Source organism: Mesorhizobium captivum, from assembly GCF_033977165.1.
In the GTDB taxonomy this organism is placed as follows: Bacteria; Pseudomonadota; Alphaproteobacteria; order Rhizobiales; family Rhizobiaceae; genus Mesorhizobium; species Mesorhizobium captivum.
This window is the reverse complement of the sequence record NZ_JAVIJB010000045.1, coordinates 24,334-48,765: the sequence shown is the minus strand read 5'-3', so window position 1 is coordinate 48,765 and position 24,432 is coordinate 24,334. Positions and strand designations below refer to the sequence as shown.

At 65.2% G+C, this 24,432-nt stretch carries 20 protein-coding genes; 9 read left to right on the top strand and 11 right to left on the bottom strand.

Features of this window, described 5'->3' with window-relative positions; all coding sequences use genetic code 11:
- Positions 1 to 88: 88 nt before the first annotated feature.
- Both RFM40_RS28110 and RFM40_RS28105 read right to left on the bottom strand, forming a co-directional pair.
- Complete coding sequence (locus RFM40_RS28110) at positions 89 to 1,363, bottom strand: NAD(P)/FAD-dependent oxidoreductase (protein WP_320229742.1); 1,275 nt, start codon at positions 1,361 to 1,363, stop codon at positions 89 to 91.
- Positions 1,364 to 1,379: 16 nt separating this feature from the next.
- The gene (locus RFM40_RS28105) at positions 1,380 to 2,048 is read right to left on the bottom strand and encodes a haloacid dehalogenase type II (protein WP_320229740.1); all 669 of its coding nucleotides are present in this window, start codon (positions 2,046 to 2,048) and stop codon (positions 1,380 to 1,382) included.
- Between the two features lie 319 nt (positions 2,049 to 2,367).
- On the opposite strand from RFM40_RS28105, the gene RFM40_RS28100 reads away from it, so the two are divergent.
- The 7 genes from RFM40_RS28100 (at position 2,368) to RFM40_RS28070 (ending at position 10,884) form a co-directional block, all read left to right on the top strand.
- On the top strand, positions 2,368 to 3,207 hold the full coding sequence (locus tag RFM40_RS28100; RefSeq protein WP_320229738.1) for a GNAT family N-acetyltransferase: 840 nt from the start codon (positions 2,368 to 2,370) through the stop codon (positions 3,205 to 3,207).
- A 128-nt stretch (positions 3,208 to 3,335) separates the two neighbouring features.
- On the top strand, positions 3,336 to 4,709 hold the full coding sequence (locus tag RFM40_RS28095; RefSeq protein WP_320229737.1) for an aspartate aminotransferase family protein: 1,374 nt from the start codon (positions 3,336 to 3,338) through the stop codon (positions 4,707 to 4,709).
- Positions 4,710 to 4,979: 270 nt separating this feature from the next.
- Positions 4,980 to 5,672, top strand: coding sequence for an HAD-IA family hydrolase (locus RFM40_RS28090; RefSeq protein ID WP_430691738.1), 693 nt, complete (start codon positions 4,980 to 4,982; stop codon positions 5,670 to 5,672).
- Positions 5,673 to 5,736: 64 nt separating this feature from the next.
- On the top strand, positions 5,737 to 7,347 hold the full coding sequence (locus RFM40_RS28085; RefSeq protein ID WP_320229735.1) for an ABC transporter substrate-binding protein: 1,611 nt from the start codon (positions 5,737 to 5,739) through the stop codon (positions 7,345 to 7,347).
- An 86-nt stretch (positions 7,348 to 7,433) separates the two neighbouring features.
- On the top strand, positions 7,434 to 8,384 hold the full coding sequence (locus tag RFM40_RS28080; protein ID WP_126099041.1) for an ABC transporter permease: 951 nt from the start codon (positions 7,434 to 7,436) through the stop codon (positions 8,382 to 8,384).
- Complete coding sequence (locus RFM40_RS28075; RefSeq protein ID WP_320229733.1) at positions 8,381 to 9,232, top strand: ABC transporter permease; 852 nt, start codon at positions 8,381 to 8,383, stop codon at positions 9,230 to 9,232. The genes RFM40_RS28080 and RFM40_RS28075 overlap by 4 nt, the downstream gene beginning before the upstream one ends.
- A complete protein-coding gene (locus tag RFM40_RS28070; RefSeq protein WP_320229731.1) occupies positions 9,229 to 10,884 on the top strand; it encodes an ABC transporter ATP-binding protein in 1,656 nt (551 codons plus the stop codon). Before RFM40_RS28075 ends, RFM40_RS28070 begins: the two co-directional genes overlap by 4 nt.
- A 75-nt stretch (positions 10,885 to 10,959) precedes the next feature.
- Here the strand turns inward: RFM40_RS28070 and RFM40_RS28065 are convergent, their stop codons facing one another.
- Entirely contained in the window at positions 10,960 to 11,436 is a 477-nt protein-coding gene (locus RFM40_RS28065; protein ID WP_126099031.1) for an Lrp/AsnC family transcriptional regulator, read from the bottom strand.
- A 223-nt stretch (positions 11,437 to 11,659) separates the two neighbouring features.
- Here RFM40_RS28065 and RFM40_RS28060 point away from each other — a divergent pair, with 223 nt between their 5' ends.
- Positions 11,660 to 12,985 (top strand): NAD(P)/FAD-dependent oxidoreductase, encoded by a 1,326-nt coding sequence (locus RFM40_RS28060; protein ID WP_320229747.1) that lies wholly within the window; start codon positions 11,660 to 11,662, stop codon positions 12,983 to 12,985.
- A 32-nt stretch (positions 12,986 to 13,017) separates the two neighbouring features.
- Here RFM40_RS28060 and RFM40_RS28055 read toward each other — a convergent pair whose 3' ends face one another.
- The 5 genes from RFM40_RS28055 to RFM40_RS28035 all read right to left on the bottom strand — a co-directional run bounded on the left by RFM40_RS28055 (position 13,018) and on the right by RFM40_RS28035 (position 19,742).
- Complete coding sequence (locus tag RFM40_RS28055) at positions 13,018 to 14,385, bottom strand: FAD/NAD(P)-dependent oxidoreductase (protein WP_320229730.1); 1,368 nt, start codon at positions 14,383 to 14,385, stop codon at positions 13,018 to 13,020.
- Entirely contained in the window at positions 14,382 to 14,684 is a 303-nt protein-coding gene (locus tag RFM40_RS28050; RefSeq protein ID WP_320220848.1) for a (2Fe-2S)-binding protein, read from the bottom strand. Before RFM40_RS28050 ends, RFM40_RS28055 begins: the two co-directional genes overlap by 4 nt.
- Complete coding sequence (locus RFM40_RS28045; protein WP_320229729.1) at positions 14,681 to 16,666, bottom strand: hydantoinase B/oxoprolinase family protein; 1,986 nt, start codon at positions 16,664 to 16,666, stop codon at positions 14,681 to 14,683. Before RFM40_RS28045 ends, RFM40_RS28050 begins: the two co-directional genes overlap by 4 nt.
- A 4-nt stretch (positions 16,667 to 16,670) precedes the next feature.
- Positions 16,671 to 18,746 carry a hydantoinase/oxoprolinase family protein gene (locus tag RFM40_RS28040; protein WP_320229728.1) on the bottom strand — a complete coding sequence of 692 codons (2,076 nt, stop codon included), beginning with the start codon at positions 18,744 to 18,746 and terminating at the stop codon, positions 16,671 to 16,673.
- A 90-nt stretch (positions 18,747 to 18,836) separates the two neighbouring features.
- Positions 18,837 to 19,742, bottom strand: coding sequence for a LysR family transcriptional regulator (locus RFM40_RS28035; protein WP_320278624.1), 906 nt, complete (start codon positions 19,740 to 19,742; stop codon positions 18,837 to 18,839).
- 116 nt (positions 19,743 to 19,858) lie between these two features.
- Between RFM40_RS28035 and RFM40_RS28030 the strand changes: the two genes are divergently transcribed.
- Entirely contained in the window at positions 19,859 to 20,974 is a 1,116-nt protein-coding gene (locus RFM40_RS28030; RefSeq protein ID WP_320229724.1) for an NAD(P)/FAD-dependent oxidoreductase, read from the top strand.
- Between the two features lie 37 nt (positions 20,975 to 21,011).
- Here the strand turns inward: RFM40_RS28030 and RFM40_RS28025 are convergent, their stop codons facing one another.
- The 3 genes from RFM40_RS28025 to RFM40_RS28015 are packed head-to-tail and all read right to left on the bottom strand — an operon-like array spanning position 21,012 to position 24,318.
- Positions 21,012 to 22,112, bottom strand: coding sequence for a tartrate dehydrogenase (locus RFM40_RS28025; RefSeq protein ID WP_320229723.1), 1,101 nt, complete (start codon positions 22,110 to 22,112; stop codon positions 21,012 to 21,014).
- Positions 22,099 to 22,230, bottom strand: a complete 132-nt coding sequence (locus tag RFM40_RS28020) for a hypothetical protein (RefSeq protein WP_320229722.1) — start codon at positions 22,228 to 22,230, stop codon at positions 22,099 to 22,101. Before RFM40_RS28020 ends, RFM40_RS28025 begins: the two co-directional genes overlap by 14 nt.
- 6 nt (positions 22,231 to 22,236) lie before the next feature.
- Positions 22,237 to 24,318, bottom strand: a complete 2,082-nt coding sequence (locus tag RFM40_RS28015; RefSeq protein WP_320229720.1) for an oxidoreductase — start codon at positions 24,316 to 24,318, stop codon at positions 22,237 to 22,239.
- Between the last annotated feature and the right edge of the window lie 114 nt (positions 24,319 to 24,432).

Sequence of the window (24,432 nt, the reverse complement as noted above, 5' to 3'; positions counted from 1 at the left end):
AGCCCCGTGCGGCCTAACGCTAACGCTGTCACCTATTCCCTGTCTCACAACAGGGGTGCAGTCCACTTGTACCTATTCCCCTATTCCCCTATCGAACCCGGTCGAGCGCCTTGTAGTAGAGGCCGACCATCGGCAGGAACCAGGGCTTGCCGGAATAGCCGGGAATGGCAGGCCACTCGAGCCCTTTCATCGGATTGCGGTCCTCGCGGCCGAGCATGGCATCGGCCATGATCATGCCGAGATGGGTCGAAAGCTGCGCGCCGTGGCCGGAATAGCCCATCGCGTACCAGACCCCGTCATGGTAGCCGGCCCGCGGAAAGCGGTCCTTGGTCATGTCGACCAGCCCGCCCCAGCAATAGTCGATCTCGACCTTGGCAAGCTGCGGGAAGATCGCGGCGAGGCTTGCCCGCAATATCTGTCCGCTCTTGGCGTCGGAGCGCTGGTCCGAGGTCGCCGAGAAACGCGCGCGACCGCCGAAGATCAGACGCTTGTCCGGCGAAAGTCGAAAGTAGTTGCCGATGTTCATCGAGGTCACGCATGTCCGGTTGCCCGGCATGGTCGCGGCAATCTCGGCGTCGCTCAACGGCCGCGTGGCGATGATGAAGCTGCCGACCGAGATGATCCTGCGGCGGAAATAGCCGAAATTCGGCGTCGTGTAGGCGCCGGTCGCCACCAGCACATTGTCGGCGCTGATCCGGCCGCGGGACGTTGTCAGCTCATGCCGTGTGCCGTTCTGCTTGCGATCCGTCACCCTGGTGTTCTCGTGGATAACGGCGCCGTGGCGGGCGGCGGCCGTGGCGAGACCCGCCACATAGCGGCCCATATGCATCATGGCGCTTTTCTTCGACAGCATCGCGCCATGGAAGGGCGGGCCGATCTCGGACTTGAGATCGGCCGCCGACAGCAGCGCCGTGTCCGGATCGACCTCGGCATGGACGGCCTCGAAATTGCGGGCGATCGCTTCGAAATGCTGCGGCTTGGAGGCGAGCTTCAGCTTGCCGGCGCGGCGGAAATTGCAGTCGATGCCTTCCTCCGCGACCAGTGCTTCTATCGTGTCGACAGAATTGTCCAGCGCCCGGTAGAGCGCGATTGCGCATTCCTTGCCAAGCTCCGCCTTGGCCGAAAGGTAGCTGTGGGCGAGGCCGTTGTTCAGATGCCCGCCATTGCGCCCGGATGCGCCCCAGCCCACCCGCTCCGCCTCGAGCACAATCACCTTTGCGCCGGCCTTCGCCAATTGGCGCGCAGCGGCAAGACCGGTGAAGCCGCCGCCGATGATGGCGGCGTCACAATGCCCCTCGACCGGGCCTTGCGCCCCGCCGGAAAAGACAGCGGCGGTGTCGTGCCAGTAGGAGACAAGCTTCATCGGCAATCCGCCTGTTTCAAAGCCCGACCACGCCCGGCAAGCCGGAAATGTTGGCGATCTCGACATAGCCGTAATAGGGGTTGGCCGGTTCGTGGCCACGGTTGACCCAGACCTTGTTCTTGATGCCGAGATCGTGCGCCGACATCAGGTCGTAGCGGAACGAAGACGAACAGTGAAGGATATCCTCCGGCCCGCAGCCCAGCCTGTCGAACAAGTATTCGAAGGCCTTGAACCGAGGCTTGTAGGCCTGCGCCTGCTCGGCCGTGTAGACGGCATGGAACGGCGCGCCGAGCTTCTCGACATTGGACATGATCTGCGCGTTCATGGCGTTGGAGAGGATAACCAGCGGGATTTCCTTGGCGACCTTCGCCAGGCCGGCCGGAACGTCCGCGTGCGGCCCCCAGGTCGGGACACGCTCATAGACCATCCTGGCGTCGTCGGCACTGAAGGCGACGGCGTTGCGCTTGCAAGCGCGCTCGAGCGCGTTGTGGATGACGTCGGCATAGGGCTTCCAGTCGCCTAGGATCTCATCGAGCCGGTACGCCGCGAAGTTCTTGATGAACTCCTGCATGCGCGGCTCATCCAGCCGATTGCCATAGAGGTCGCGCGCCGCTTCCGCCATCTGGAAATTGGTCAACGTGCCGTAGCAGTCGAAGGTGATGTATTTGGGCCTGAAAGAAGCCATGTCCGTCGATCTCCGGTGGAAGCACATCCGCGTTGGGATGTCTTTCATCATAGGCCGGCAGGTAGCGAGCCACCTGACCGAAATGGCCGTTCCGGAAGCAGAAAGTTCCGTATCCGCCGTCCGGTTCGGCACGCTGTAGCATCTTGCCTGTCGATGGCAGTGCAGTACCGCGCCGTGCAGCGCATGTGCCGGAAGCAGTGCCAGCACAAGATGCGGCGCGCGCCCCACGCTACGGCGAAAGATACCGCCGAAGCCGAAACCTTCAGACGATCTGCGGCGCGCCGATAGCCGAGACTTGGGGCAGACGGAAGGATGCTCCATGCAGCAGGGCGAGATCGAACTCCAGGACTTCGGGCCGGACCATATCGAGGGCGCGGTGGAGCTTTCTCGCCAGGAGAATTGGCCGCATCGTCCGCAAGACTGGCAGATGGCGCTGCAGCTCTCCAGCGGCGCGGTCGCGCTCGACGACCAGGGCCGGGTCGCCGGAACCATCCTGGTCACGCCATACGGTGCGGACTGCGCCATGATCAACATGGTGATCGTCGACAGGAACGCGCGTGGCAAGGGGCTCGGGCGCCGGCTCATGGAACAGGCCTTCGCCCTCGCCGGGGACCGTCCGCTGCGGCTCGTCGCGACGGCCGACGGCATGCCGCTCTATCAGAAGCTGGGCTTCGTGCCCTCGGGCACCATTCTGCAACATCAGGGCAGGGTGGCAACGCTTCGCGCGCCTGGCGGCGTGGAAACGGCAAGCACCGGCGATCTGCCCGAAATCAAGGCGCTGGACCGCGACGCCTATGGCGCCGACCGTGAAGCCTTGATCGATGTGCTGGCCGAGCGCGGCCAATTCGCTGTCATCCGCCGCAATGGCGCCATCGAGGCCTATGCCGCGATCCGCCCGTTCGGACGCGGCGAGGTGATCGGTCCGGTCATCGCGGGAAGCGCTGACGCCGCCCAGGCTCTGATCGGCTTCTTCGCCGCGTCGCGCCCCGCCGCTTTCCTGCGCGTCGATACCGACAGCAGGACCGGCATCGCCGGCTGGCTCGCGGAAATCGGCCTCGCCCATGTCGGCGGCGGCGTGGCCATGGACCGTCCGCCCAAGAAAGGCGCCGAACAGGCCAGGCCAAAAGTTTACGCCCTCGCCAACCAGGCGCTCGGCTAGAGCCGGATGATTTCAGGTCGAGTCGACCTGAAATCTGAATCCGGCTCTAAATCAAAGAGATAGAGCATGATGTCGCCCGAAAACCGCTCGACACTTATCGGCATCTCGCTCTAGTCCGGAGGACAACAATGCTTGCCAATTCCCTGATCGAACTCGATCGCGCGCATCTCATCCATCCGGTCTCCTCATATCGCGGCCACGAGGCGCTCGGCGTGCGGGTGCTGAAATCGGCGAAGGGCGCGACGGTGACCGATGCGTCCGGCCGGCAACTCCTCGACGGCTTCGCCGGGCTGTGGTGCGTCAACGCCGGTTACGGCCACGACAGCATCGTCGAGGCGGCTGCCCGGCAGATGCGCGAGCTTCCCTACGCCACCGCCTATTTCGACCTCGGCTCGGAACCGGCCATCCGGCTCGCCTCGGAACTGGCCGATCGCGCGCCGGGAGACCTCAATCACGTCTACTTCACGCTCGGCGGATCGGACGCGGTCGACAGCACGATCCGTTTCGTCCGCTACTACTGGAATGCGAAGGGTGAGCCGAAACGCGACCAGTTCATTTCGATCGAGCAGGGGTATCACGGGTCGTCGGTGGTCGGCGCGGGGCTGACCGCCCTGCCCGCCTTTCACGCCGGTTTCGGCATTCCCCTTGATTGGCAGCACAAGATCCCCTCGCCTTACCCCTATCGCAACCCCGTAGGCGAGGACGGGAACGCGATCATCGCCGCCTCGCTCGCTGCGCTGAAGGCCAAGATCGAGGAAATCGGGCCGGAGCGGATCGCCGCCTTCTATGCCGAGCCGATCCAGGGCTCGGGCGGCGTCATCGTTCCGCCGAAAGGCTGGATCAAGGCGATGCGTGAACTCTGCCGCGAACACGGCGTCCTCTTCATCGCCGACGAGGTGATCACCGGCTTCGGCCGCACGGGACCTTTGTTTGCCTGCACCGACGAGGATATCGTTCCCGATTTCATGACGACGGCGAAGGGGCTGACCTCGGGCTATGTCCCGATGGGCGCCGTGTTCATGGCCGATCATGTCTACAATGTCATCGCCGATGGCGCGGGCGCTTCCGCGGTCGGCCACGGCTACACCTATTCCGCCCATCCCGTCAGCGCCGCCGTGGCGCTCGAAGTGTTGAAGCTCTATGAGGACGGCCTTCTCGAGAACGGCGCCAAGGCCGGCGCGCGCCTGATGGCGGGATTGACGGCCTTGAGCGACCACCCGCTCGTCGGCGACGTGCGCGGCCGCGGCATGCTTGCCGCGATCGAGCTGGTGGTCGACAAAAAGAAGAAGACGCCGCTTCCCGCCTCGGTCATGCCGGCGCGGCGGGTCTTCGACAGGGCCTGGGACAACGGCCTCATCATCCGCGCTTTTGCGCACGGCGTTCTTGGGTATGCGCCGCCGCTCTGCTGCACCGACGGCGACATCGATGCGATCGTCGAGCGCACGCGCCGGACGCTTGATCAGACGCTGGACGATCCTGATGTCCGCAAGGCCCTTGCATGAAGGGCGGCGAATTTTTCGCATCTCGAAATATCGCCGGGGCAGACGATTTCGCAATTTTGTGCCGCAGCCCCGCGCCTTTTCGGCGAATCCAGCGCGGGGGAAGTGCCAGACTGCTTTTAAAGACAAGGCCAGAAAGCCCGAATTTCCGGGCTTTTGAAGAAGGTGAACGCCCTGAGCAGCACGGAATTTTGTTCTGTTCAGCACCAAGCAATTCAGCCGCGCGCAGAGGAGAGCTAGTTCTTGGCCAGGGCCTTTAGCGAATTCAAATACATGACCTTCGATGTGGTCGGCACGCTGATCGATTTCGAGGGCGGCATAACGAGCTGCCTGGCCGGGATTGCCGCCGAGGCTGGTGTTGCCGTCGACGGCGAAGAAGCGCTGGCCCTCTACCGACAGGCCCGCTACATGCCCGACGCGGGCCTGTTCCCCGACGATCTCGCGCGCGTCTACATGGTTATCGCGCCGAGGCTCGGCCTGCCGGCCGAGGAGAAATACGGCGTCCGCCTGCGGGATTCGCCCAGCACCTGGAAAGGCTTCCCCGACAGCGCGGCGGCATTGGCCGAGCTTGCAAAGTCTCACAGGCTGATCGCCATGACCAACGCCCGGCGCTGGGCGCTCGATCATTTCGAGAAGCAGCTCGGATCGCCCTTCTTCGCCACCTTCACCGCCGACGATACCGGCACGGAGAAACCGGACCCGGTCTTCTTCCAGAACGTCTTCGATTTCGTGGCGTCCTTCGGCGACAGCAAGGACGACATCCTGCACGTCGCGCAAAGCCAGTATCACGACATCGGCATCTCCCGGGCTCTCGGCACGACCAATTGCTGGATCGAGCGCCGTCACGCCCAGAAGGGCTATGGCGGCACAATCGAGCCCGAGCGCTTCACCGTGCCGGACTACCACTTCACCTCAATGGCTGCCTTGGCGGCCGCCGTGCGGGAAAGCCTGAAGGAACGAACCTGAACCCAAGCCCGGAAAGCCGCAGCAAGACGAGCATACCGACCAAACCGACAGAAAGGGGAATGACATGACCGACAAGATCACCAACTGGACCAGTGCAGACGATGCCATGGTCGAAAATGCCATCCGCCGGGGCGCCAGCCGCCGCGAACTCCTCAAGATGCTGTTGGCCGGCGGCGCCGCGGTTGCCGCGGGCGGCGTGGTGCTTGGTCGCGCCACGCAGGCCGTCGCCGGCACGCCTGTTTCCGGTGGAAATTTCAAGGCGGCCGGTTGGTCGTCCTCGACGGCCGACACGCTCGATCCGGCAAAGGCGTCGCTCTCCACAGACTATGTCCGCTGCTGCTCGCTCTACAACCGTCTGACTTTCCTCGACAAGGACGGCAAGACGCAGATGGAGCTGGCCGAAAGCTTCGACAGCAAGGACGCCAAGACCTGGACCGTGAAGCTGCGCAAAGGCGTCACCTTCCACGACGGCAAGGACCTCACCGCCGATGACGTCGTCTTCTCGCTGAAGCGCCATCTCGACAAAGCGGTCGGCTCCAAGGTCGCCAAGATCGCCGCGCAAATGACCGGCTTCAAGGCGGTCGACAAGTCGACCGTGGAAATCACGCTCGCCGATCCAAATGCCGACCTGCCGACCATCCTGGCGCTGCATCACTTCATGATCGTGGCGGACGGCACCACCGACTTCTCGAAGGGCAACGGCACCGGCGCCTTCGTGCTGCAGACGTTCGAACCGGGCGTGCGTTCGGTGGTCACCAAGAACAAGAACTACTGGAAGTCGGGCAAGCCCTATCTCGACTCTTTCGAGTTCATCGCCATCACCGACGACAGCGCCCGCGTCAACGCCCTGATTTCCGGCGACATCAATTTTGCGGCCTCGATCAATCCGCGCTCGATGAAGCTGCTGGAGAGCCAGCAGGGTTTCGAACTGTCGAAAACGACATCGGGCAACTACACGGACCTCAACATCCGGCTCGACATGGATCCGGGCAGCAAGGCCGATTTCGTGGCCGGCATGAAGTACCTCGTCAACCGCGAGCAGATCGTCAAATCGGCCTTGCGCGGCCTCGGCGAAATCGGCAACGACCAGCCTGTATCGCCGGCGAACATCTTCCACAATCCCGACCTCAAGCCGAAGGCTTTCGATCCGGACAAGGCGAAGTTCCACTTCCAGAAGGCTGGCGTGCTCGGCCAGTCGATTCCCGTGGTCGCCTCCGACGCGGCAACATCGTCGATCGACATGGCGGTGATCATCCAGGCCGCCGGCGCGGATATCGGCATGAAGCTCGACGTCCAGCGCGTTCCGTCCGACGGCTACTGGGACAATTACTGGCTCAAGGCGCCGGTCCATTTCGGCAACATCAATCCGCGCCCGACGCCGGACATCCTGTTCTCGCTCCTCTACGCCTCCAACGCACCCTGGAACGAAAGCCAGTACAAGTCCGAGAAGTTCGACAAGATGCTCGTCGAGGCGCGCGGCCTGCTCGACCAGGCCAAACGCAAGGAAATCTACGGCCAGATGCAGACCATGGTCTCCGAGGAGGCCGGCACCATCATTCCGGCTTACATTTCCAACGTCGATGCCCTCTCCAGCAAGGTCAAGGGTTTGGAAGCGAACCCGCTCGGTGGCATGATGGGCTACGCAATGGCGGAATACCTCTGGCTCGAAGCCTGAGACGCGCTTGCCGGGGACCGGTACGCCGGTCCCCGGCATTGCATTGCGCAAGATTGTTTGGCCGAACGCAACCGCAGGGAGCTTCCATGAAGTCTGGGGTTTTAAACCTCGTGCTGAAGCGGTTGGCGGTCGCGGTCGTCACCCTTCTGATCGTTTTGTTCGCCGTGTTTTTCGCCACCAGCATGCTGCCTGGCGACACGGCGTCGATCCTGCTCGGCCAGGCGGCGACCCCCGAGGCGGTCGCCGGCCTGCGCGAGGCCATGCATCTCAACGATCCGGCGATCCTGCGCTTCCTGCGCTGGCTTGTCGGCCTGCTTCACGGCGATCTCGGCACCTCCTATGCCAACGACATGCCGGTCGCGGCGCTGATCGGCGGGCGCTTCGTCAACACCATGAAGCTCGCCGGCATCACCACGCTCATCTCGGTGCCGCTGGCGCTGACGCTCGGCATCACCGCCGCGATGCTGCGCGGCTCCCTCTACGACCGCACCGTCACCGTCCTTTCGATCGGAGTCATCTCCGTGCCGGAGTTCATGGTGGCGACGCTGGCGGTCCTGCTCTTTGCCGTCTATCTCAGATGGCTGCCGGCGCTGTCCTCGGTCAACGAGGCGCATTCGCTGACCGACATTGTGCGCATCTATGCGATGCCCGTGATCACGCTCACCTTCGTCATCTCCGCCCAGATGATCCGCATGACCCGCGCCGCGGTGATCGAAACGCTCTCCACGCCCTACGTCGAGATGGCGCTTCTGAAAGGCGCCTCGCGCAGCCGCATGGTGCTGAGGCACGCGCTGCCTAACGCGCTCGGGCCAATCGTCAACGCGGTCGCGCTCTCGCTGTCCTATCTGGTCGGCGGTGTCATCATCGTGGAGACGATCTTCAACTATCCCGGCATCGCCAAGCTGATGGTCGATGCGGTCGCGACCCGCGACCTGCCGCTGATCCAGAGCTGCGCGATGATCTTCTGCCTCGGCTATCTCCTGCTCATCACGGCCGCCGACATCATCGCCATCATGTCCAATCCGAGGCTCAGATGACCATGGCGCGCGCGACATCCTCAACGCGGTCCTTCCTGGGCCACAGCTACAACCTCGTGGGCGTCGTGTCCTCGCTGGTCATCCTGGCGTGGACGCTCGTTGCGATCTTCGCGCCTTACATCATTCCCCATCCGATCGGCGATATCGTCGATGACGATTATTTCGGCCCGATGCGCCAAGGGCTGTGGCTCGGCTCGGACTATCTGGGCCGCGATATGCTCTCGCGAGTTCTGATGGGCGCGCGCTACACGGTCGGCATATCGCTCGCCGCCGTGTCCATCGCCTGCTTCTCGGGCGTCGTGCTGGGCATGATCGCGGCCGTAACCGGCGGCTGGCCCGACACCTGCCTCAGCCGCTTCCTGGATGCCATGAACTCCATCCCCAGCAAGCTGTTCGGCCTTGTTGTCGTCGCCGCGGTCGGCTCGTCGATCCCGGTGCTGATCCTGACGCTCGCCGTCATCTACATTCCGGGCGCCTACCGGTTCGCGCGGGCGCTCGCCGTCAACATCAACACGATGGATTTCATGACCGTCGCCCGCGTCCGCGGCGAGAGCACGGTCTATCTCATCGGTTCCGAGATCCTGCCCAACATCATCCGCCCTGTGCTCGCCGATTTCGGCCTGCGCTTCGTCTTCATCGTGCTCTTGCTCTCCGGCCTCTCCTTCCTGGGGCTCGGCCTGCAGCCGCCTTTAGCCGACTGGGGCGCGCTGGTGCGCGAGAACATAGGCGGCCTGCCCTTCGCGGCTCCCGCCGTCATCGTGCCTTCGCTGGCGATCGCCAGCCTCACCATCAGCGTCAACCTGCTGATCGACAACCTGCCGCAGAAGATCAGGGACCGGGACGCATGAGCAATCTCGTCGAGGTCAGGAATCTGCGAATCGAGGCGACGACCGACGCCGGACGTCTCGTCGAAATCATCAAGGGCGTCAGCCTCGACATCCCCGACGGCGAGATCGTCGCCCTGATCGGCGAGAGCGGCTCAGGCAAGACGACAGTCGCGCTCTCGCTCATGGGTCACGCACGGCCCGGCTGCCGGATCGCAGGCGGCGAGATCAACGTAAGCGGAAAGGACATGGCTGCGCTTTCCGAAAAGGAACGCGCCAAATCACGCGGCACCGACATCGCCTATGTTCCGCAAAGCGCCGCCGCCGCCTTCAACCCGGCTGCCACCATCATGGACCAGGTGATCGAGGTCACGCGCATCCACAAGCTGATGCCGCCCGAGCGGGCGCGCCGGCGCGCGGTCGAGCTGTTCAGGGCCTTGTCGCTGCCGGACCCGGAGGGGATTGGCGCCCGCTATCCGCACCAGGTTTCGGGTGGGCAATTGCAGCGGCTGGCGGCGGCCATGGCGCTGATCGGCGATCCCAAGCTGGTCATCTTCGACGAGCCGACGACGGCACTCGATGTGACGACCCAAATCGACGTGCTGAAGGCGTTCAAGTCAGTCATGCGCGCTGGCGGTATAGCAGGTGTCTACGTCTCCCACGACCTCGCGGTCGTCGCCCAGATCGCCGACCGCATCGTGGTGCTGAAGGGCGGCGAAGTGCAGGAGACCGGCACGACGGCTGAAATCCTTTCGGCTGCCAAGCACCCCTATACGCGGGAACTGCTGGCCGCCTTCGAACCGAAACCAAGGCAGACGCAGGCGGATGGAGATTCGGGAGCTAAGCCGCTGCTTCGCATCGACAATCTGACGGCCGGATACGGACCGGTGAAACCTGACGGGCGGCCGGTTATCCGCGCGGTCGAGTCCGTCAGCCTGGTCGTGGAGAAGGGGCGCAATCTCGGCGTCATCGGCGAATCCGGCTGCGGAAAATCGACGTTGGCGCGAGCGATCGCCGGCATCCATCCGGCGGCCTCCGGCGACATCGTCTTCGACGGCAAGACACTGGAGCGCGCCGCCGGGAACCGAAGCCGCGACCAGCTGCGCGAAATGCAGATTGTGTTCCAGTATGCCGACACCGCGCTCAATCCGGCCAAGCCTGTCGAGGACATCATCTCGCGGCCGCTGGCCTTCTATCACCGGCTGGACCGGCAGGCGCGCGCAAAGCGCGTCGACCAACTGCTCGACATGGTGCGGCTGCCGAGGGCGCTGCGCTACCGACGCCCATCGGAGCTTTCGGGCGGCCAGAAACAGCGGGTGAACTTCGCGCGCGCTCTGGCGGCCGACCCCAAGCTCATCATTTGCGACGAAATCACCTCGGCGCTCGATACGGTGGTGGCGTCCGCCGTGATCGATCTGCTCAAGGAGCTGCAGCGCGAGCTGGGTTTGTCCTACATCTTCATCAGTCACGACCTCTCGGTGGTCGAGGCCATCTGCGACCAGATCATGGTGATGTACAATGGGGAGCGGGTGGAGCAGATCACGCCCGACAAGGTGAAGGCGCCCACCCACCCCTATTCCAAGCTTCTGTTCTCCTCCGTGCCGAAGCTCGACCCAACCTGGCTCGACGGCCTCGTCCGCGACCCCGAGCTCGTCAGCCAGTACGGCCACCGCTAGCGCTTGTCTCCCGAAAGCGGAACCAGTTTCGGGACAAAGACATGCGCAAAATCAAAGTGCTACAGCGGCCGAGCCTCACATCGGAAACAGGCTGGGCAGCGGCATGTGCGCCTTGACGATGGGAGACTTCAGCACCACGAACGAGAAATACTTGTCGATGCCGATATCCATGTCGGTCAACCGCTCCATGATCGTCTGGTACTCGCCGATACCGGCGGTGACGAACTTCATCAAATAATCGTAGCCGCCCGACACGAGATGGCATTCGATGACCTGGTCGATCTTCTCCACGACGGCGAGAAAGCGGGCGAAGTCCACCTGGCGATGGTTCTTCAAGGTGATCTCGGTGAACACGGTCAGCGTCTGGCCGAGCTTGCCGATATTGACCTGCGCCGAATAGCCTTCGATGTAACCTTCCGACTGGAGCTTCTTGACCCGCATCAGGCATGGGCTGGGCGACAGGTGCACCAGCTCGGCCAGTTCCACATTGGTGATACGGCCGTTCTTCTGCAATTCGTACAGAATCTTGATGTCGATCCGATCGAGTTTCACGGCCGTCTCCACAGAACGCATGCCACAGCACAAAATGCTGTCTTGCCAATCACCATCGACACTATCACAGCCCACCGGCCTGTGCATCAGAGCGGATACCGCTTTGAGACGCATCGGCTCCCGATTTCAACCGGGCCGCCGGAATAAAATTCTGCTTCAGCCCCAACTGCGGCAGCGGCTGCCTGCACAACGCGCTAGATTGGCGCTTCAAGGTGGAGAGACCATGCGCGCGCCGCTGCAGCAAATCGAAACATCCGGCGAACTGCCGCAATCCGCGGACGCGGTGGTGATCGGCGGCGGCATCGTCGGCGTCTTCGCTGCCTATTACCTCGCAAGGCGCGGTATGAAGGTCGCGCTTGTCGAAAAGGGACGCATCGGCGCCGAGCAGTCTTCCCGGAACTGGGGGTGGTGCCGCCAGCAGAACCGCGATGCCCGCGAGCTGCCCATGGCGACACGAAGCCTGGATCTGTGGGAGCGCTTTGCTGCGGACACCGGCGAGGATACCGGCTTTCGCCGCTGCGGCCTGCTCTACCTCAGCAATGACGAGGCGGAACTGGCCGGCTGGGCGCGCTGGCGTGACTTCGCAAAGACGGCCGGCGTCACCACGCATATGCTCGACAGCATCGAGGCCAGCGAGCGTGGCCGCGCCACGGGCCGGACCTGGAAGGGTGGCGTCTTCTCGCCGACTGACGGCACCGCCGATCCGTCGCGTGCCGCACCCGCGGTCGCCCGCGCCATCCTCATGCTCGGGGGCAGCGTGCATCAAAATTGCGCCGCGCGCGGCGTCGAGACCGAGGGCGGACGCATGAGCGCAGTGGTCACCGAAAGCGGAACGATCCGGACGAAGCTGGCGGTCCTCGCCGGCGGCGCCTGGGCGTCCTCCTTTTGCCACCAGTTCGGCTTCTGCTTTCCGCAAGCGTCGGTCCGCTCCTCTATCCTGTCGGTCTCGCCCGGCGCGGAAGGCCTGCCGGATGCGCTGCACACGGCACGGATCTCGGCCACGCGTCGCGGCGACGGCGGCTATACGCTCGCCATAAGCGGGCGCGGGCGCGTCGACGTGACGCCGCAGCAGTTGCGCTTCTCCTCGCAGTTCCTGCCCATGTTCCTGAAGCGGTGGCGCAGCCTCGCGCCGGGCGGCTTGCAGGGCGTGCGCTCGGGGCACGAAACGCTGCAACGCTGGCGGCTCGACCGGCCGACGCCGATGGAGCGGATGCGCATCCTCGATCCGGTCCCGGACCGGGCGACCATCCGCCTGACCTTCGCCCGCGCGCTCGAGCTGCTGCCGGCGCTGCGCAAGACAACGATCAGCGCGGCCTGGGCGGGCTACATCGACAGCACGCCGGACGGCGTGCCCGCCATCGGCGAGATAGACCCAGTTCCAGGTCTCTTCCTGGCCGCCGGATTTTCGGGACACGGTTTTGGCATCGGGCCCGGCGCCGGGCACCTCGTCGCCGATCTGGTGACCGGGTCGGAACCGATCGTCGATCCGACATCCTACGATCCACGGCGGTTCGACGCTTCGGTCTGGGGGAAGGTCGCCGATTTCTAAGACGTGACCCTTGCCGAGTCTCCGGAATTGCATCAGCTTTCTCGGAGAAAGGCGCCGATAGGCGCCGGCCGGACAGGCGCCTGCCCGCGAAACCGGCCGACAGCGCCGGGCGCGCAGCCGGTCTGCGCCGCGACGAGCTCGACGGCGGCCAACTGACAATAGCGCCCCTGGCAGCGCCCCATGCCGACGCGCGACAACGACTTCACCCGGTTGGCCTCGCCACTCCCGAAATCCGCGCCCTCACGCACAGCTCCCGCAGTCACGTTCTCGCAGCGGCAGACGATCGCATCGTCGGGGAGTGCCCGCACCATCTCGGCTGGCCAGAGAAAGGCACAAGCCAGGCCACGGGCAAAGCGCTCGAGCCGCGCCAGCTTGCGCAGATCGGCGCTGACGGAAGGCGCCGGACGCCCAAGATCGGCAAGGCAGGCCGCCGCGGCAAGGCGTCCCGCGATCTCCGCGCCGTCCGCCCCGAGGAGGCGAACCCCATCACCCGCAAGGTAGACACCGTTGCCGGCCCGACCCATCTCGTCGGTCTTCGGCAGCCACTGCCGCCACTGCTCGTCGTAACTGAAGGCGCAGCCCGCCAGGTCGGCCAGATGCGCCTCCGCCCGCAGGTGCCAGCCCATACCTATCATGTCGCATGGGGTTAGGCGCTCCCGGCCGCGGGCATCGCGCCAGCGCAGCGCTGTGACGCCGGTCTCGTCCGCCTCGATACTGTCCAGCGCCACACCAGCGTGGTAGAGGCGGCCAAGCCGCGCCCGCAGGACCAGACCGCGCAGCGCGACGACCGGCCGGCCGGCAAGTCCCCGAAACCCCTGCGCCTGCTGATGCCAGGACGAAGTGTCGAGCACCGCAGCCACATCCGCTCCAGCCTTGACAAGCTGCGCGCCGACAAGTGTCAGCAAAGGCCCGGATCCCATCAGGACTATGCGCCGCCCGAGGGCTACGCCCTGCGCCTTGAGCGCGATCTGCGCCGCGCCGAGGCTATAGACGCCGGCGCTCTGCCAGCCGCGCACCGGAGCGACGCGGTCGGATGCGCCGGTGGCAAGGATCAGCCGGTCATAGCCGATCACCTGCACGCCGCCCTCCCCCAGCAGCTGGAGCCGACCCTCATGCACGGCGATGACGGAGCTTAGCGCGCAATGGGTGAGCCGCCCCTTCTCGGCCAACTGGTCGAAGAGCACATGCAGCGCGCGCGCCTTCGCCGCCTCCGAGCCATAGAGCTGTTTCTGCGTGCGGACGAAGCCGGCAGGCGGACGGCGATAGATCTGCCCTCCCGCACGATGTCCTTCGTCGATGACCACCGGATGGAGCCCGGCATCGACCAACGTCGCGGCGGCCCTTATGCCGGCCGGACCCGCGCCGACGATCACGACCCGCGGCGATGCGGCCTCGCTCACGGCCAGCACTCCGGCGGCGTCGTGCGCAGCCGCATGCCCTCGACGATAAGGGTTGTACAGGCACGCAGACGCGATCCCTCCTCCTGCCAGACCCAGCAATCCTGGCAAGCTCCCATCAGGCAGAAGCCGGCGCGCGACTCGGGTCCGAACTCCGAGCTTCGTAGAGCGTGCGCCGACGCCAGCATGGCGGTCAGCACGGTGTCGCCCGCAAGCGCGCCGCGCATTTCCCTATCGAGAAGGAACTGCACCTCTGCCCGTTCGCGCTCGGCCAGCCGGACGATGCGGCCGGACGGGGTCATTCCGCAGCCTCTCGCACCGGCCTCGGACGAGGCAGTTCGGGGAAGCGTTCGCAGACCGCTTCGAAGGCTGCCTGGACGCCCTCCGGCCCGGAGCGCCCCTTCATGCGCCGGAAGATCTCCGTCTTGGCGAAGAACCGCCAGTGGATCGGCAAGGCGTCCAGCAGAGTGTGGAGCCGGTCATAGGCAGCCGGCGTCCATTGCGCTTCGTAGCCGTCGCGCTCCGGACCGAAATGGAAATGACCGGCGGCTGGCACCTGCCCCGCGCGCAACCGATCCGTCGCTTGCGCGTCGACCTCGCCGCCGCTGAGGACGACGCCATAATCGCGCTCGGCCGCGGCCGCCGAGACATAGCCGCGCCGCACATCCTGGACGATCCGCCAGGCATCGCGCTGATGCGGATCGCCGCGCCCGCCGCCTCCAGCGGAGCGGATTTCCAGCACGTCGCCGGGCTGCAGGACCGCCGTGTCGATGTTGCCGAGCCGCCGCTCGTGCTCGGTCCCCGGATTGACGACCATGTCCGACAGGCCGGCCGCCTTGCCGCCGAGCACGCCCCAGGGACGAAAGAAGCTGCGATCCCGGTTACGCGCCGTGATCCTGGAGTCGGGGGCAAAGACGCGGAAGGCCATCTCGGTCGCCAGCCCGCCGCGCCAGCGGCCTGCGCCGCCGCTGTCCCGGGCGAGCCCGTACTTAACGAACTCGACCGGGGTTTCGGTCTCGGTGATTTCGATCGGCGTGTTCTTCAGATACGCGGCATCCGCGCCCGATCCGTTGGTGCCGTCGCGATGCGGCATCGCGCCGCCGCCGCCCACCACCGGGTTTACCGCCGCGATGACGCTCCGACTGGTCCGCTCGTCCGTGGTCATGACGTTGACGATGCAATTGTTGCCGGCCGGCGCCGCCGGCAGGCGTTCCGGCAGGGCTTGCGAGAAGGCGCCGAAGATGACCGAGCGCAGCCGGGCACAGGTGAGCGAGCGCATGCCGACGGCTGCGGGATAGACCGGGTTCAGCACCGAACCTTGCGGCGTGATGCAGGTGAAAGGCCGGGTAAGGCCCGTGTTGAGCAGGATCTTCGGGTTGAGCGTGTAGAGCACATAGTAGACGCCGACCAGCAGCATCGTGTGGCGCGGGTCGCCGCCCGAAGGCACGTTGAGCGAGGAGCCAAGCTGCGGATCGGAGCCGGTGAAGTCGAGGACCGCCTCGTCGCCCCTGATCGTCAGTGCCAGCTTCAGCCGGCAGGGATTGGCCTCGACCGAATCCTCGTCGGCATAGTCGGCGAATTCCCACCTGCCGTCGGGCATGGAGCGCAGCACGTCGCGCGCCTGCGCCTCCGCATGGTCGAGAAGAGCCGAAACGCCTTCGATGAAGCCGGCCTTGCCGAACTTCCTCACCATCGCCTGGATCTTGCGCTCGCCGGTGTTGAGCGCGCCGACCAGCGCCTTGATGTCGCCGATGTTGAGGTCGGGTTTACGCACATTGGTGCTCATGATCCTGAGGATCGTCTCGTCGAAGACGCCTTCCCTCACCAGCTTCATCGGCGGAAAGCGGATGCCTTCCTGATGGATTTCGGTGAGCGCGCGGCTCAGCGAAGCCGGCACCGCGCCGCCCATGTCGGTGTTGTGAATGTGCCCTCCGGTCCAGGCGACGATCTCGCCGTCGACGAAGACCGGCTTCCACAGATGTGTGTCGGGCGCATGCGTGGCGACGTGGCCGGAATAAGGATCGTTGGTGAAGGCGACGTCTCCGGGCCGATAGTCGTCGAGCATCGCGATCGCGCGGTGATAGGAAAGCCCTGGATACCAGGTGGCGCCAAGTTCCATCGGGACGGCGAAAGTCGCCCCTGAACGGTCCATCAGCATCACCGTGAAGTCCTGCGTCTCCTTGACGAAGGCGGAGTGCGCGGTGCGGTGCAGCGTGTGCGCCATGTTCTCTGCGGCCGCGCGGGCATGATTTGCCAGAACCTGAAGATTTGTCCGGTCGAACAAGGCGTTACTCCGCGAAGGTCAGCAGAAGGTTGAGGTGGCGGTCGACCCGTGCCTGCGTTCCCGCGGGAATAGCAAAGGTCGTGTCTTCCTGCACCACCACGGCGGGCCCGCGGAACGTGCTGCCGGGTACGAGCGTCTGCCGGTCGTGGAGGTCGACGGTCTCGACGCTCAGGCCCGTATAGACAGGAAGCCGGCGCGCCGGAACGGCCGGGGCGTCGATCTCGTCGGTCTGCGGGAAGGAGAGCGCCGGACCCGTGCCCACGGCGGACAACCGGACGCTCACAAGCTCTATCTCGCCCTCCGGATCGTGGAAATCGTAGAGCTGCTCATGCGTGAGGTGGAAGGCACGCTCGACTGCCTCCGCATCGCCATCGACCAGCCATTCCGGCGAAAGGACGACCTCGATCTCATAGCTCTGCCCGACATAGCGCATGTCGCAGGAGAGATTGAGCTCAGCGGCCGCATCGTGCCCCTGCGCCGCGAGCCAGCCGCAGCCCTCCTGCGCAAGCGCCTCGAAGGCCTCGCAGATCGCGGGAAGCGACGCGACCGACAGCGGACTGAAGATCGTGCGGATGAAGTCTCCGCGCAGATCGGCCACCAGCCCGCCCAGCGCCGACACCACGCCGGGACGGCGCGCCGCCATGACGCGCTTCATCCCGAGCTCGCGGGCAAGGAAGGCGCCGAGCATGGGGCCGCCGCCGCCGAAGGGCATCAGCGTGAATTCGCGTAAGTCGACGCCGGCGCGCGAGGCGAGTTTCTCGACCTCGACGAACATCTCCGACACCGCGATGTCGAGGATCGCCTGCGCGGTCTGCTCGACCGGGCGGCCGAGCTGCGCGGCAAGCTCGCCGACAGCGCGATGCGCCAGCCCGGTATCGATCCGGAGCTGGCCATAGGCCATCTCGCTGTGACCGAGCCACCCGCACACCACCATGGCGTCCGTCACCGTCGCCCGCTCGCCGCCACGGCCATAGCATGCCGGTCCAGGCGTCGAACCGGCCGACTCAGGGCCGACGCGCAGCACCCCTTGCGCGTCGACGCTGGCGATCGAGCCGCCGCCGACGCCGATCGAGCTGACCGACACGGATGGGATATGCAGCGGAAATTCGCCGATCAGCTCGCCGGTTCCGAACTGCGGCTCGCCGCCGATGATGAGCGCGAAGTCGGCCGAGGTTCCGCCGATGTCGAGGGTGAGAACCTTATCCTCTCCGGCCTGGCGCGCCAGCCAGGAGGCGCCAATGACGCCGGAGGCCGTTCCCGACAGCAGCATGTTCACGCAGGCGCGCTTGCCTTCGGCAGCGTTCATCAGCCCGCCGTTCGACTTCGTCAGCATCGGGCGTGCAGGCACGTCGCGATCCTTCAGCCGCTCTTCCAGCGCAGTCAGATAGCCTGAGACGCGCGGATGGACATAGCCATTGAGGATGGCCGTCGAGCTGCGCTCGTATTCGCGGATAACCGGCCACACCTCGGCTGAGGTGAAGACGAAGAGCTCGGGCGCAAGACGCGCGATCGCCGCCTTCACCGAAGCCTCCTGCGCGGCATTGCGCCATGAATGGAGGAAGGACACGATGATCCCTTGCGCCCCGTTCGCTTTCGCCGTCGCGACCGCCCTCTCCACCGCCGCCATGTCCGGCGCCTGCGTTTCGCTCCCATCGGCGTGCATGCGAGCCGGAATGCCGAACACCATGTCGCGCGAGATCAGCGGCTCCGGCCGCGAGCAGAACAGCGAATACATGTCCGGCATGCGAAGCCGCGCGAGTTCGATTACGTCCTCGAAGCCTGCATTGGTGAACAGCGCGAGCAGCGCGCCCTTGCGCTGGATGATCGTGTTGATGCCGACGGTCGTGCCGTGCACGAAGCGCGTCATACGGGTAGGGTCGAAGCCTTCGCGCTCGGCCAGAAGGGCAAGGCCCGTCATCAGCTCGGCGCCCGGATCTTCCGGCGTCGTCAGCACCTTCAGAGATGCGACCCGTCCGGAACAGGCTTCGAGCGCGCAGAAATCGATGAATGTCCCGCCGATATCGACGCCGACCTTCCAGTCGGCCCCATTCTGCGCTGCATCCGCGATGGCACCATCCATGACGCGTCCCTTCCTGTCTGCCGAACGAATGCTGGCACGACCGGATGGTCCGGGTCCAAGATGGATGACGGGTTAGGTTATAAGTCTTGCTTATACTCTTCCGTCTCGTTCGCCCAGGACAGCGGAGCATGCGGCACGGATTTGATCGCGCATCATCTCATCGGCCCGCGAAAGCGCCCGTGTCCGCGAGGTAAGCAACGCGATTGGAAATTCCGGTCCCGCCGCGAGCGGCCTGACGGCAAGCCCGGCAAACTGGTTCCACGGCAGCAGCGCGTCGACCAGGGCGATGCCCATGCCGGCCTGGACGAAGCCGATCGCGGAGATCGACACATCGATCTCGAGCGACGGCGAAAGCGCCACCCCCTGCGCGCGGGCCGCCTGGGCCAGTTCGTCGGCGGGACGGGTGTTCCCGCGATAGGATATCAACTCCTGCCCGACGAGATCGGTGAGTGTCAGCTCGGTCTTCTTCTGCAACGCGTGCCCGGCGGGCAGCAAGCAGGCGAAGCCGATGCTGCCCATCACCTCTGCGTCAATGTCGGGAGGCAGGCGATCGTCCATGGCCACGCCCAGGCTTGCATCGCCCGCGCGCAGCATGTCGATGATCGCGGCGATCGGCGCAATGTTGGAGCGCAGCAATATGTTGGGATGCTGCGCCCGGAATCTGGTGAATGCGCGCGGCAATATCGCCATGGCCGGCGGCGGCGAGGCCGCGACCCGCACCAGCCGAGTCCGGCCCAGCCGCAGGTCGGTAGTCTTGCGGCGAAGGCCCTCCAGCCCCGCCGACAACCGTTCGGCGTCTGCAAAGATCTCGAGCGCCTCCGGAGTAGGCCGCAGCCGGCCTTTCACCCGCTCGAACAGCGTGAAGCCGAGTTCGTCCTCGGTGTGGAGCAGGATCTGGCTGAGCGCAGGCTGAGAGATGTTCAGCATCCGCGCCGCGGCGGTCACGGTGCCGGCGCGCATGACGGCGATGAACACTTCGAGCTGCCGCGCCCGCATTGCTACTCCATAGGTAAAGCTTATGGCCTTTGTCCAAACCCATCTTTGACGCAATGCCGCGGCGCGAACAAGATGGGCAGATCGAAGGATCGGCCGCTCTGCGCTAAGGAACGACTATGGATGTGATCGTGCTGGGCGGCGGGCTGATGGGGACGGCGTCCGCCTATTTCCTCGCCAGTCGCGGCGCGCGCGTTACGCTGATCGAACGCAACCGCGTAGGGGCCGCAGCAACCGTCGCCTCCTTCGGCAACATCCGGCGCACGGGACGTCATCTGTCCCAGCTCCCGCTGGCCCATCGCTCGCTGAGACTGTGGGGCGAGGCCGAGAAAATGCTTGGGCGGGACGTGGAATTCCGCGCCACCGGCCATATCCGGCTGATCTTCGATGAAGGCGGTCTCGCCGACATGCGGACCTACGCCGAGGCGGCGCAGCCCTGGGGGCTCGAGCTGGACGAACTTGGCCCGCGCGAAATTCGCGCTCGTTTCCCCGGCCTCGGCCCCGACGCGATCGCGGCATCGTTCTCGCCGCAAGACGGCAGCGGCAATCCGCGGCTGATCGCGCCGGCCTTTGCCGACGCTGCCCGCAAGCTGAGCGCGGACATCGTCGAGGGAGCCGACGTCGAGACGATCAGGCACACCGGCTCTGGCTTCCTTGTCATCACTTCAAAAGGTTCATTCGCCGCCGAGTGCCTGCTCAACACCGCCGGCGCCTGGGGCGCGCGCATCGCCGCGCGGTTCGGCGAGGAGGTTCCGCTCGACGCCCGTGGCCCGCAGATGGGCGTCACCGAGCCGCTGCCGCATCGGATCTTGCCGGTAGTCGGCATCTGGACGCGCGACAAGGATTACGGCGCCTATCTGCGTCAGGTGGAGCGCGGCAACATCGTCTTCGGCGGCGCGGCCGAAAGGGTGCCGGTGGACCTCGATCCAGGCCATGCGGCGGCCGACCCCATGCGCCTGCCGGGCCAGCTCCGCGCCGTCGCACGGCTGCTGCCTTCAATCGCGCAGGTCGCGGTCATCCGCACCTGGTCCGGCTGCGAGGGCTACGTGCGGGACATGCTGCCGGTCATGGGACGCTCGGCGACGACGCCAGGCCTGTTCCACGCCTTCGGCTTCAGCGGACACGGCTTCCAGCTCGGCCCGGGCGTCGGCGACGCCATGGCCGAGCTCATCACGACCGGCCGTTGCGAGACGCCGCTCGACGATTTCAGGGTCGATCGCTTCAGCCGCGCCTGAAAAAGCGGCGCTGCCAGGAAATGGAAAGAGTTGGCTTCTATTCCACCAGGCGGGACGAACTCGAGCTGTTGACACCTGTGAGTGCGGCAATCACGGCAGCGGTGACCTCGGCGGTGTGCGCCGCGCCGCCAAGATCCGGACTGAGATACTCTCCCCGGCCGGTGACGGTTTCAATTGCCGCCATAAGGCGACGCGCCGCGGCCTGCTCGCCAAGATGGTCAAGCATCAGGCTCGCCGTCCAGAACGACCCAAGCGGATTGGCGACGCCCTTGCCGGTGATGTCGAAGGCCGAGCCATGAATGGGCTCGAACATCGACGGGCGCACACGCGACGGGTCGATGTTCGCGGTTGAGCCTATGCCCAGCGAACCACCAAGTGCTGCCGCCAGATCGGAAAGGATGTCGGCATGCAGATTGGTCGCCAGCACCGTGTCGATGCTCCCGGGCTTGTTGACCATGCGCTGGGTCATGGCGTCGACCAGCATCCAGTCGACGGTGAGGCCGGAGTAGTCTCGAACGACTTCGCGCACGACGTCGTCCCACAGCACCATGCCATGGCGCTGCGCGTTCGACTTGGTAACGACGGTCAGCAGCTTGCGCGGCCGCGACATGGCAAGATCGCAGGCAAAACGGGCGATGCGCTCGATGCCGGTGCGGGTGAACACAGCGACATCCATACCGACCTCGATCGGCAGGCCGCGATGCGCTCGGCCGCCGACGCCGGCATATTCGCCTTCGCTGTTTTCGCGCACGATCGCCCAGTCTATCTGCTGGCCGAGCTCAGGCCGCAGCGGACCGGTGAGGCCTGGCAGAAGGCGCGTCGGCCGCACATTGGCGTACTGGTCGAACCCTTGGCAGATGGCCAGGCGCAAGCCCCAAAGCGTGATGTCGTCCGGAAGGTTCGGGTCGCCGACCGAGCCGAAATAGATCGCGTCGAAGTCCTCGATCTGAGAGAGCCCATCCTGCGGCATCATGCGGCCGTTGCGGCGATAGTAATCCGAGCCCCAATCGAAGCGCTTGAACTCGAAGGCAAGGCCCGGCTCGACGGCAGCGAGCGCTTCCAGCACCTTGACGCCGGCCTCGACGACCTCCGGGCCGATGCCGTCACCGCCGATTACGGCGATCCTATGTAAGGACATTTTCTGCTTCCTTTTCGATGGCAGCGACGATGGCGCTGGTCATTCCTTCGGTGTTGGTGGTTCCGCGTATATCGCCCGTGCGCGTTTCGGGCCGCCCAAGCGCGGCGATCGCGGCCACGCCCGTCTACAATTGCGAACAGAGACGGTAGGCCTCATAGATCGACGAGTAGATATCCCGGCTGGCAACAGCGTCCCCGATGCGGTGCAGCTCGAACGATCCCGCGGTTGGGGGCTTCTTGCCCTCTTTCGCCCTCGCTCCGGTCATCAGCGCAATTTCGGTGACGCCGTTGTTGGAAGAGCGGACACGCAAGTCCTGATAGACGTCCTCGATGGGGACCGTGCCACGCTCGACTATGACTTGAGCCGCGCTCAATTCCGTCTCTGTGCCGGTAAGCTCATGCCGGAATCTGGCGATGATGCCGTTGCCTTGGCGCACTGCTTTGATCAGCCGGACGTCACTGACGACCCGGATGCCGAGTTCCGAGGTTCGTTTGCGGAAGCTTACCCTGTCTGGATAGGGAGTCTCGATCGCCAGCGTGTCGTCCGCGATGGCGAAAGTGACCGCACGCCCCAGGCGGGCGAGATGAAGGGCGCAGGACACAGCGGCCTGGCGTCCGGTCTCGTCATAGATGAGCAGATCGTCCTTCGCCGGTACGGCTCCGGTCAGCATGTCCCAGACGCTGTCGCAGTGTTCAGCGCCATCCAGCCGTTCCATGTCGGGAATGCCGCCCGTGGCGACGATCACTGTGTCGGGCTTGTCGGCAAGGACCATCTTCGCATCCGCATAAGCGTTGAGGCGGACATCCACACCGAGGCGGGTGAGCTCTTCGACACGCCAGTCGACGATGCCGATGAGATCCCTGCGATCGGGTGCGGAGGCGGCGATCAGCACCTGGCCGCCAAGCCGCGCTCCGGCTTCGAGCAGGGTGACGCTATGCCCGCGCTCGGCGGCAACCCGCGCCGCTTCCATCCCTCCCGGGCCGCCGCCGACCACGACCACCCGCCTCGGCGTTTCGGCCCGGTCGATGATGTGGCTGACGATCGTTTCGTGGCCGCTGGCCGGGTTGTGGACGCATTGGACCTTCTTGTAGAGGCAATAGGATGCGCCGACGCAGGGGCGGATGCGCTTCTCTTCTCCCCGTATCACCTTGTTGACGATATGCGGGTCGGCGATATGCGCCCGCGTCATGCCGACCAGGTCGACAAGGTTCTCGCGGATCGCATGCCGCGCCGTCGCTACGTCGCGAATGGCTGCCGCGTGAATGACGGGCAGCCTGGTTTCCCGCTTGAACTGTCCGACCAGCGGCAGGAACGGCGCGCTCCGGCTGAACATGCCAGGCATGTTCTGCTCGGCCAGGGCCAAGTCGGTGTCCATGCGGCCAAAGATGCAGTTGAAGAAATCGATATGCCCTTCCCGCTCGAACAGCCGGGCGAAGGCAAGGCATTCCTCGAAATCCGACCCATCCTCGACCGCCTCGTCGATCACGAACCGGATGCCGACGGCAAAGTCGTCGCCAACCGCCCGGCGGATCGCTTCGTGGACCATCAGGCCAAAGCGCGCGCGGTTTTCGAGCGAGCCGCCGAAGCCGTCCGCGCGCCGGTTGGTTCTTGGAGAGAGGAACTGACCGATCAGATGTCCGCCGGTGACCGTCTCGACGCCGTCGAGACCGCCGTCGCGGCAGCGCCTGGCGGCGCTTGCGTAGTCGCCGACGATCCTGCCGATGTCCGAGGCATCCATCTCCTTCGGAAAATTCCGGTTTCGCGTCTCGCGCACGCGCGACGGCGCCACTGGCGGGAGCCAGTTGCCGGCATAGGCCGTGGCGCGCCGGCCAAGATGCGATACCTGGCACATGACGGCGGCGCCGTGGCGATGGATTCGCTGCGACAGCGATTGGAGATGCGGGATGGTGCGATCGCTCGAAAGATCCAGTTGGCCGCCGCCCCAGCTGGAATCCGGCGACGTCATCGCCGAGCCACCCATCATGGTCATGGCGAGGCCACCGCGCGCCTTCTCCTCGTGGTAGCGCTGGTAGCGCTCGAGCGGCAGGCCGCCATCGTCCAGCATCGAAGCGTGGCTGGTGCTGACGACGCGGTTGCGCAGAACCAGTCCCTTGAGCCGGAACGGTTGAAGCAACGGATCCAGCGATGTCTCCCTACCCTTGGACTGCGGTGCCGCTAAGGTCACGTTCTGCTCCGAACCATTCATGAAAGTTATAGTCCGTCATTTGGAGAGCCGTAGAAAGATTGAAAATTCTTTGGGTAGCAATACGCTGAACGTATGGCTGGCTTCGCAAACTCGTTCCTTCCGCGCGTAGAATGG

Bases quoted from the DNA above. Each gene is read 5' to 3' on its own strand.
- RFM40_RS28015 (WP_320229720.1), bottom strand. From the start codon at position 24,318: ATGAATGGTTCGGAGCAGAACGTGACCTTAGCGGCACCGCAGTCCAAG.
- RFM40_RS28105 (WP_320229740.1), bottom strand. From the start codon at position 2,048: ATGGCTTCTTTCAGGCCCAAATACATCACCTTCGACTGCTACGGCACG.
- RFM40_RS28100 (WP_320229738.1), top strand. From the start codon at position 2,368: ATGCAGCAGGGCGAGATCGAACTCCAGGACTTCGGGCCGGACCATATC.
- RFM40_RS28080 (WP_126099041.1), top strand. From the start codon at position 7,434: ATGAAGTCTGGGGTTTTAAACCTCGTGCTGAAGCGGTTGGCGGTCGCG.
- RFM40_RS28030 (WP_320229724.1), top strand. From the start codon at position 19,859: ATGGATGTGATCGTGCTGGGCGGCGGGCTGATGGGGACGGCGTCCGCC.
- RFM40_RS28035 (WP_320278624.1), bottom strand. From the start codon at position 19,742: ATGCGGGCGCGGCAGCTCGAAGTGTTCATCGCCGTCATGCGCGCCGGC.
- RFM40_RS28075 (WP_320229733.1), top strand. From the start codon at position 8,381: ATGACCATGGCGCGCGCGACATCCTCAACGCGGTCCTTCCTGGGCCAC.
- RFM40_RS28090 (WP_430691738.1), top strand. From the start codon at position 4,980: ATGACCTTCGATGTGGTCGGCACGCTGATCGATTTCGAGGGCGGCATA.
- RFM40_RS28085 (WP_320229735.1), top strand. From the start codon at position 5,737: ATGACCGACAAGATCACCAACTGGACCAGTGCAGACGATGCCATGGTC.
- RFM40_RS28060 (WP_320229747.1), top strand. From the start codon at position 11,660: ATGCGCGCGCCGCTGCAGCAAATCGAAACATCCGGCGAACTGCCGCAA.
- RFM40_RS28095 (WP_320229737.1), top strand. From the start codon at position 3,336: ATGCTTGCCAATTCCCTGATCGAACTCGATCGCGCGCATCTCATCCAT.
- RFM40_RS28040 (WP_320229728.1), bottom strand. From the start codon at position 18,746: ATGGATGGTGCCATCGCGGATGCAGCGCAGAATGGGGCCGACTGGAAG.
- RFM40_RS28070 (WP_320229731.1), top strand. From the start codon at position 9,229: ATGAGCAATCTCGTCGAGGTCAGGAATCTGCGAATCGAGGCGACGACC.
- RFM40_RS28110 (WP_320229742.1), bottom strand. From the start codon at position 1,363: ATGAAGCTTGTCTCCTACTGGCACGACACCGCCGCTGTCTTTTCCGGC.
- RFM40_RS28025 (WP_320229723.1), bottom strand. From the start codon at position 22,112: ATGTCCTTACATAGGATCGCCGTAATCGGCGGTGACGGCATCGGCCCG.
- RFM40_RS28050 (WP_320220848.1), bottom strand. From the start codon at position 14,684: ATGACCCCGTCCGGCCGCATCGTCCGGCTGGCCGAGCGCGAACGGGCA.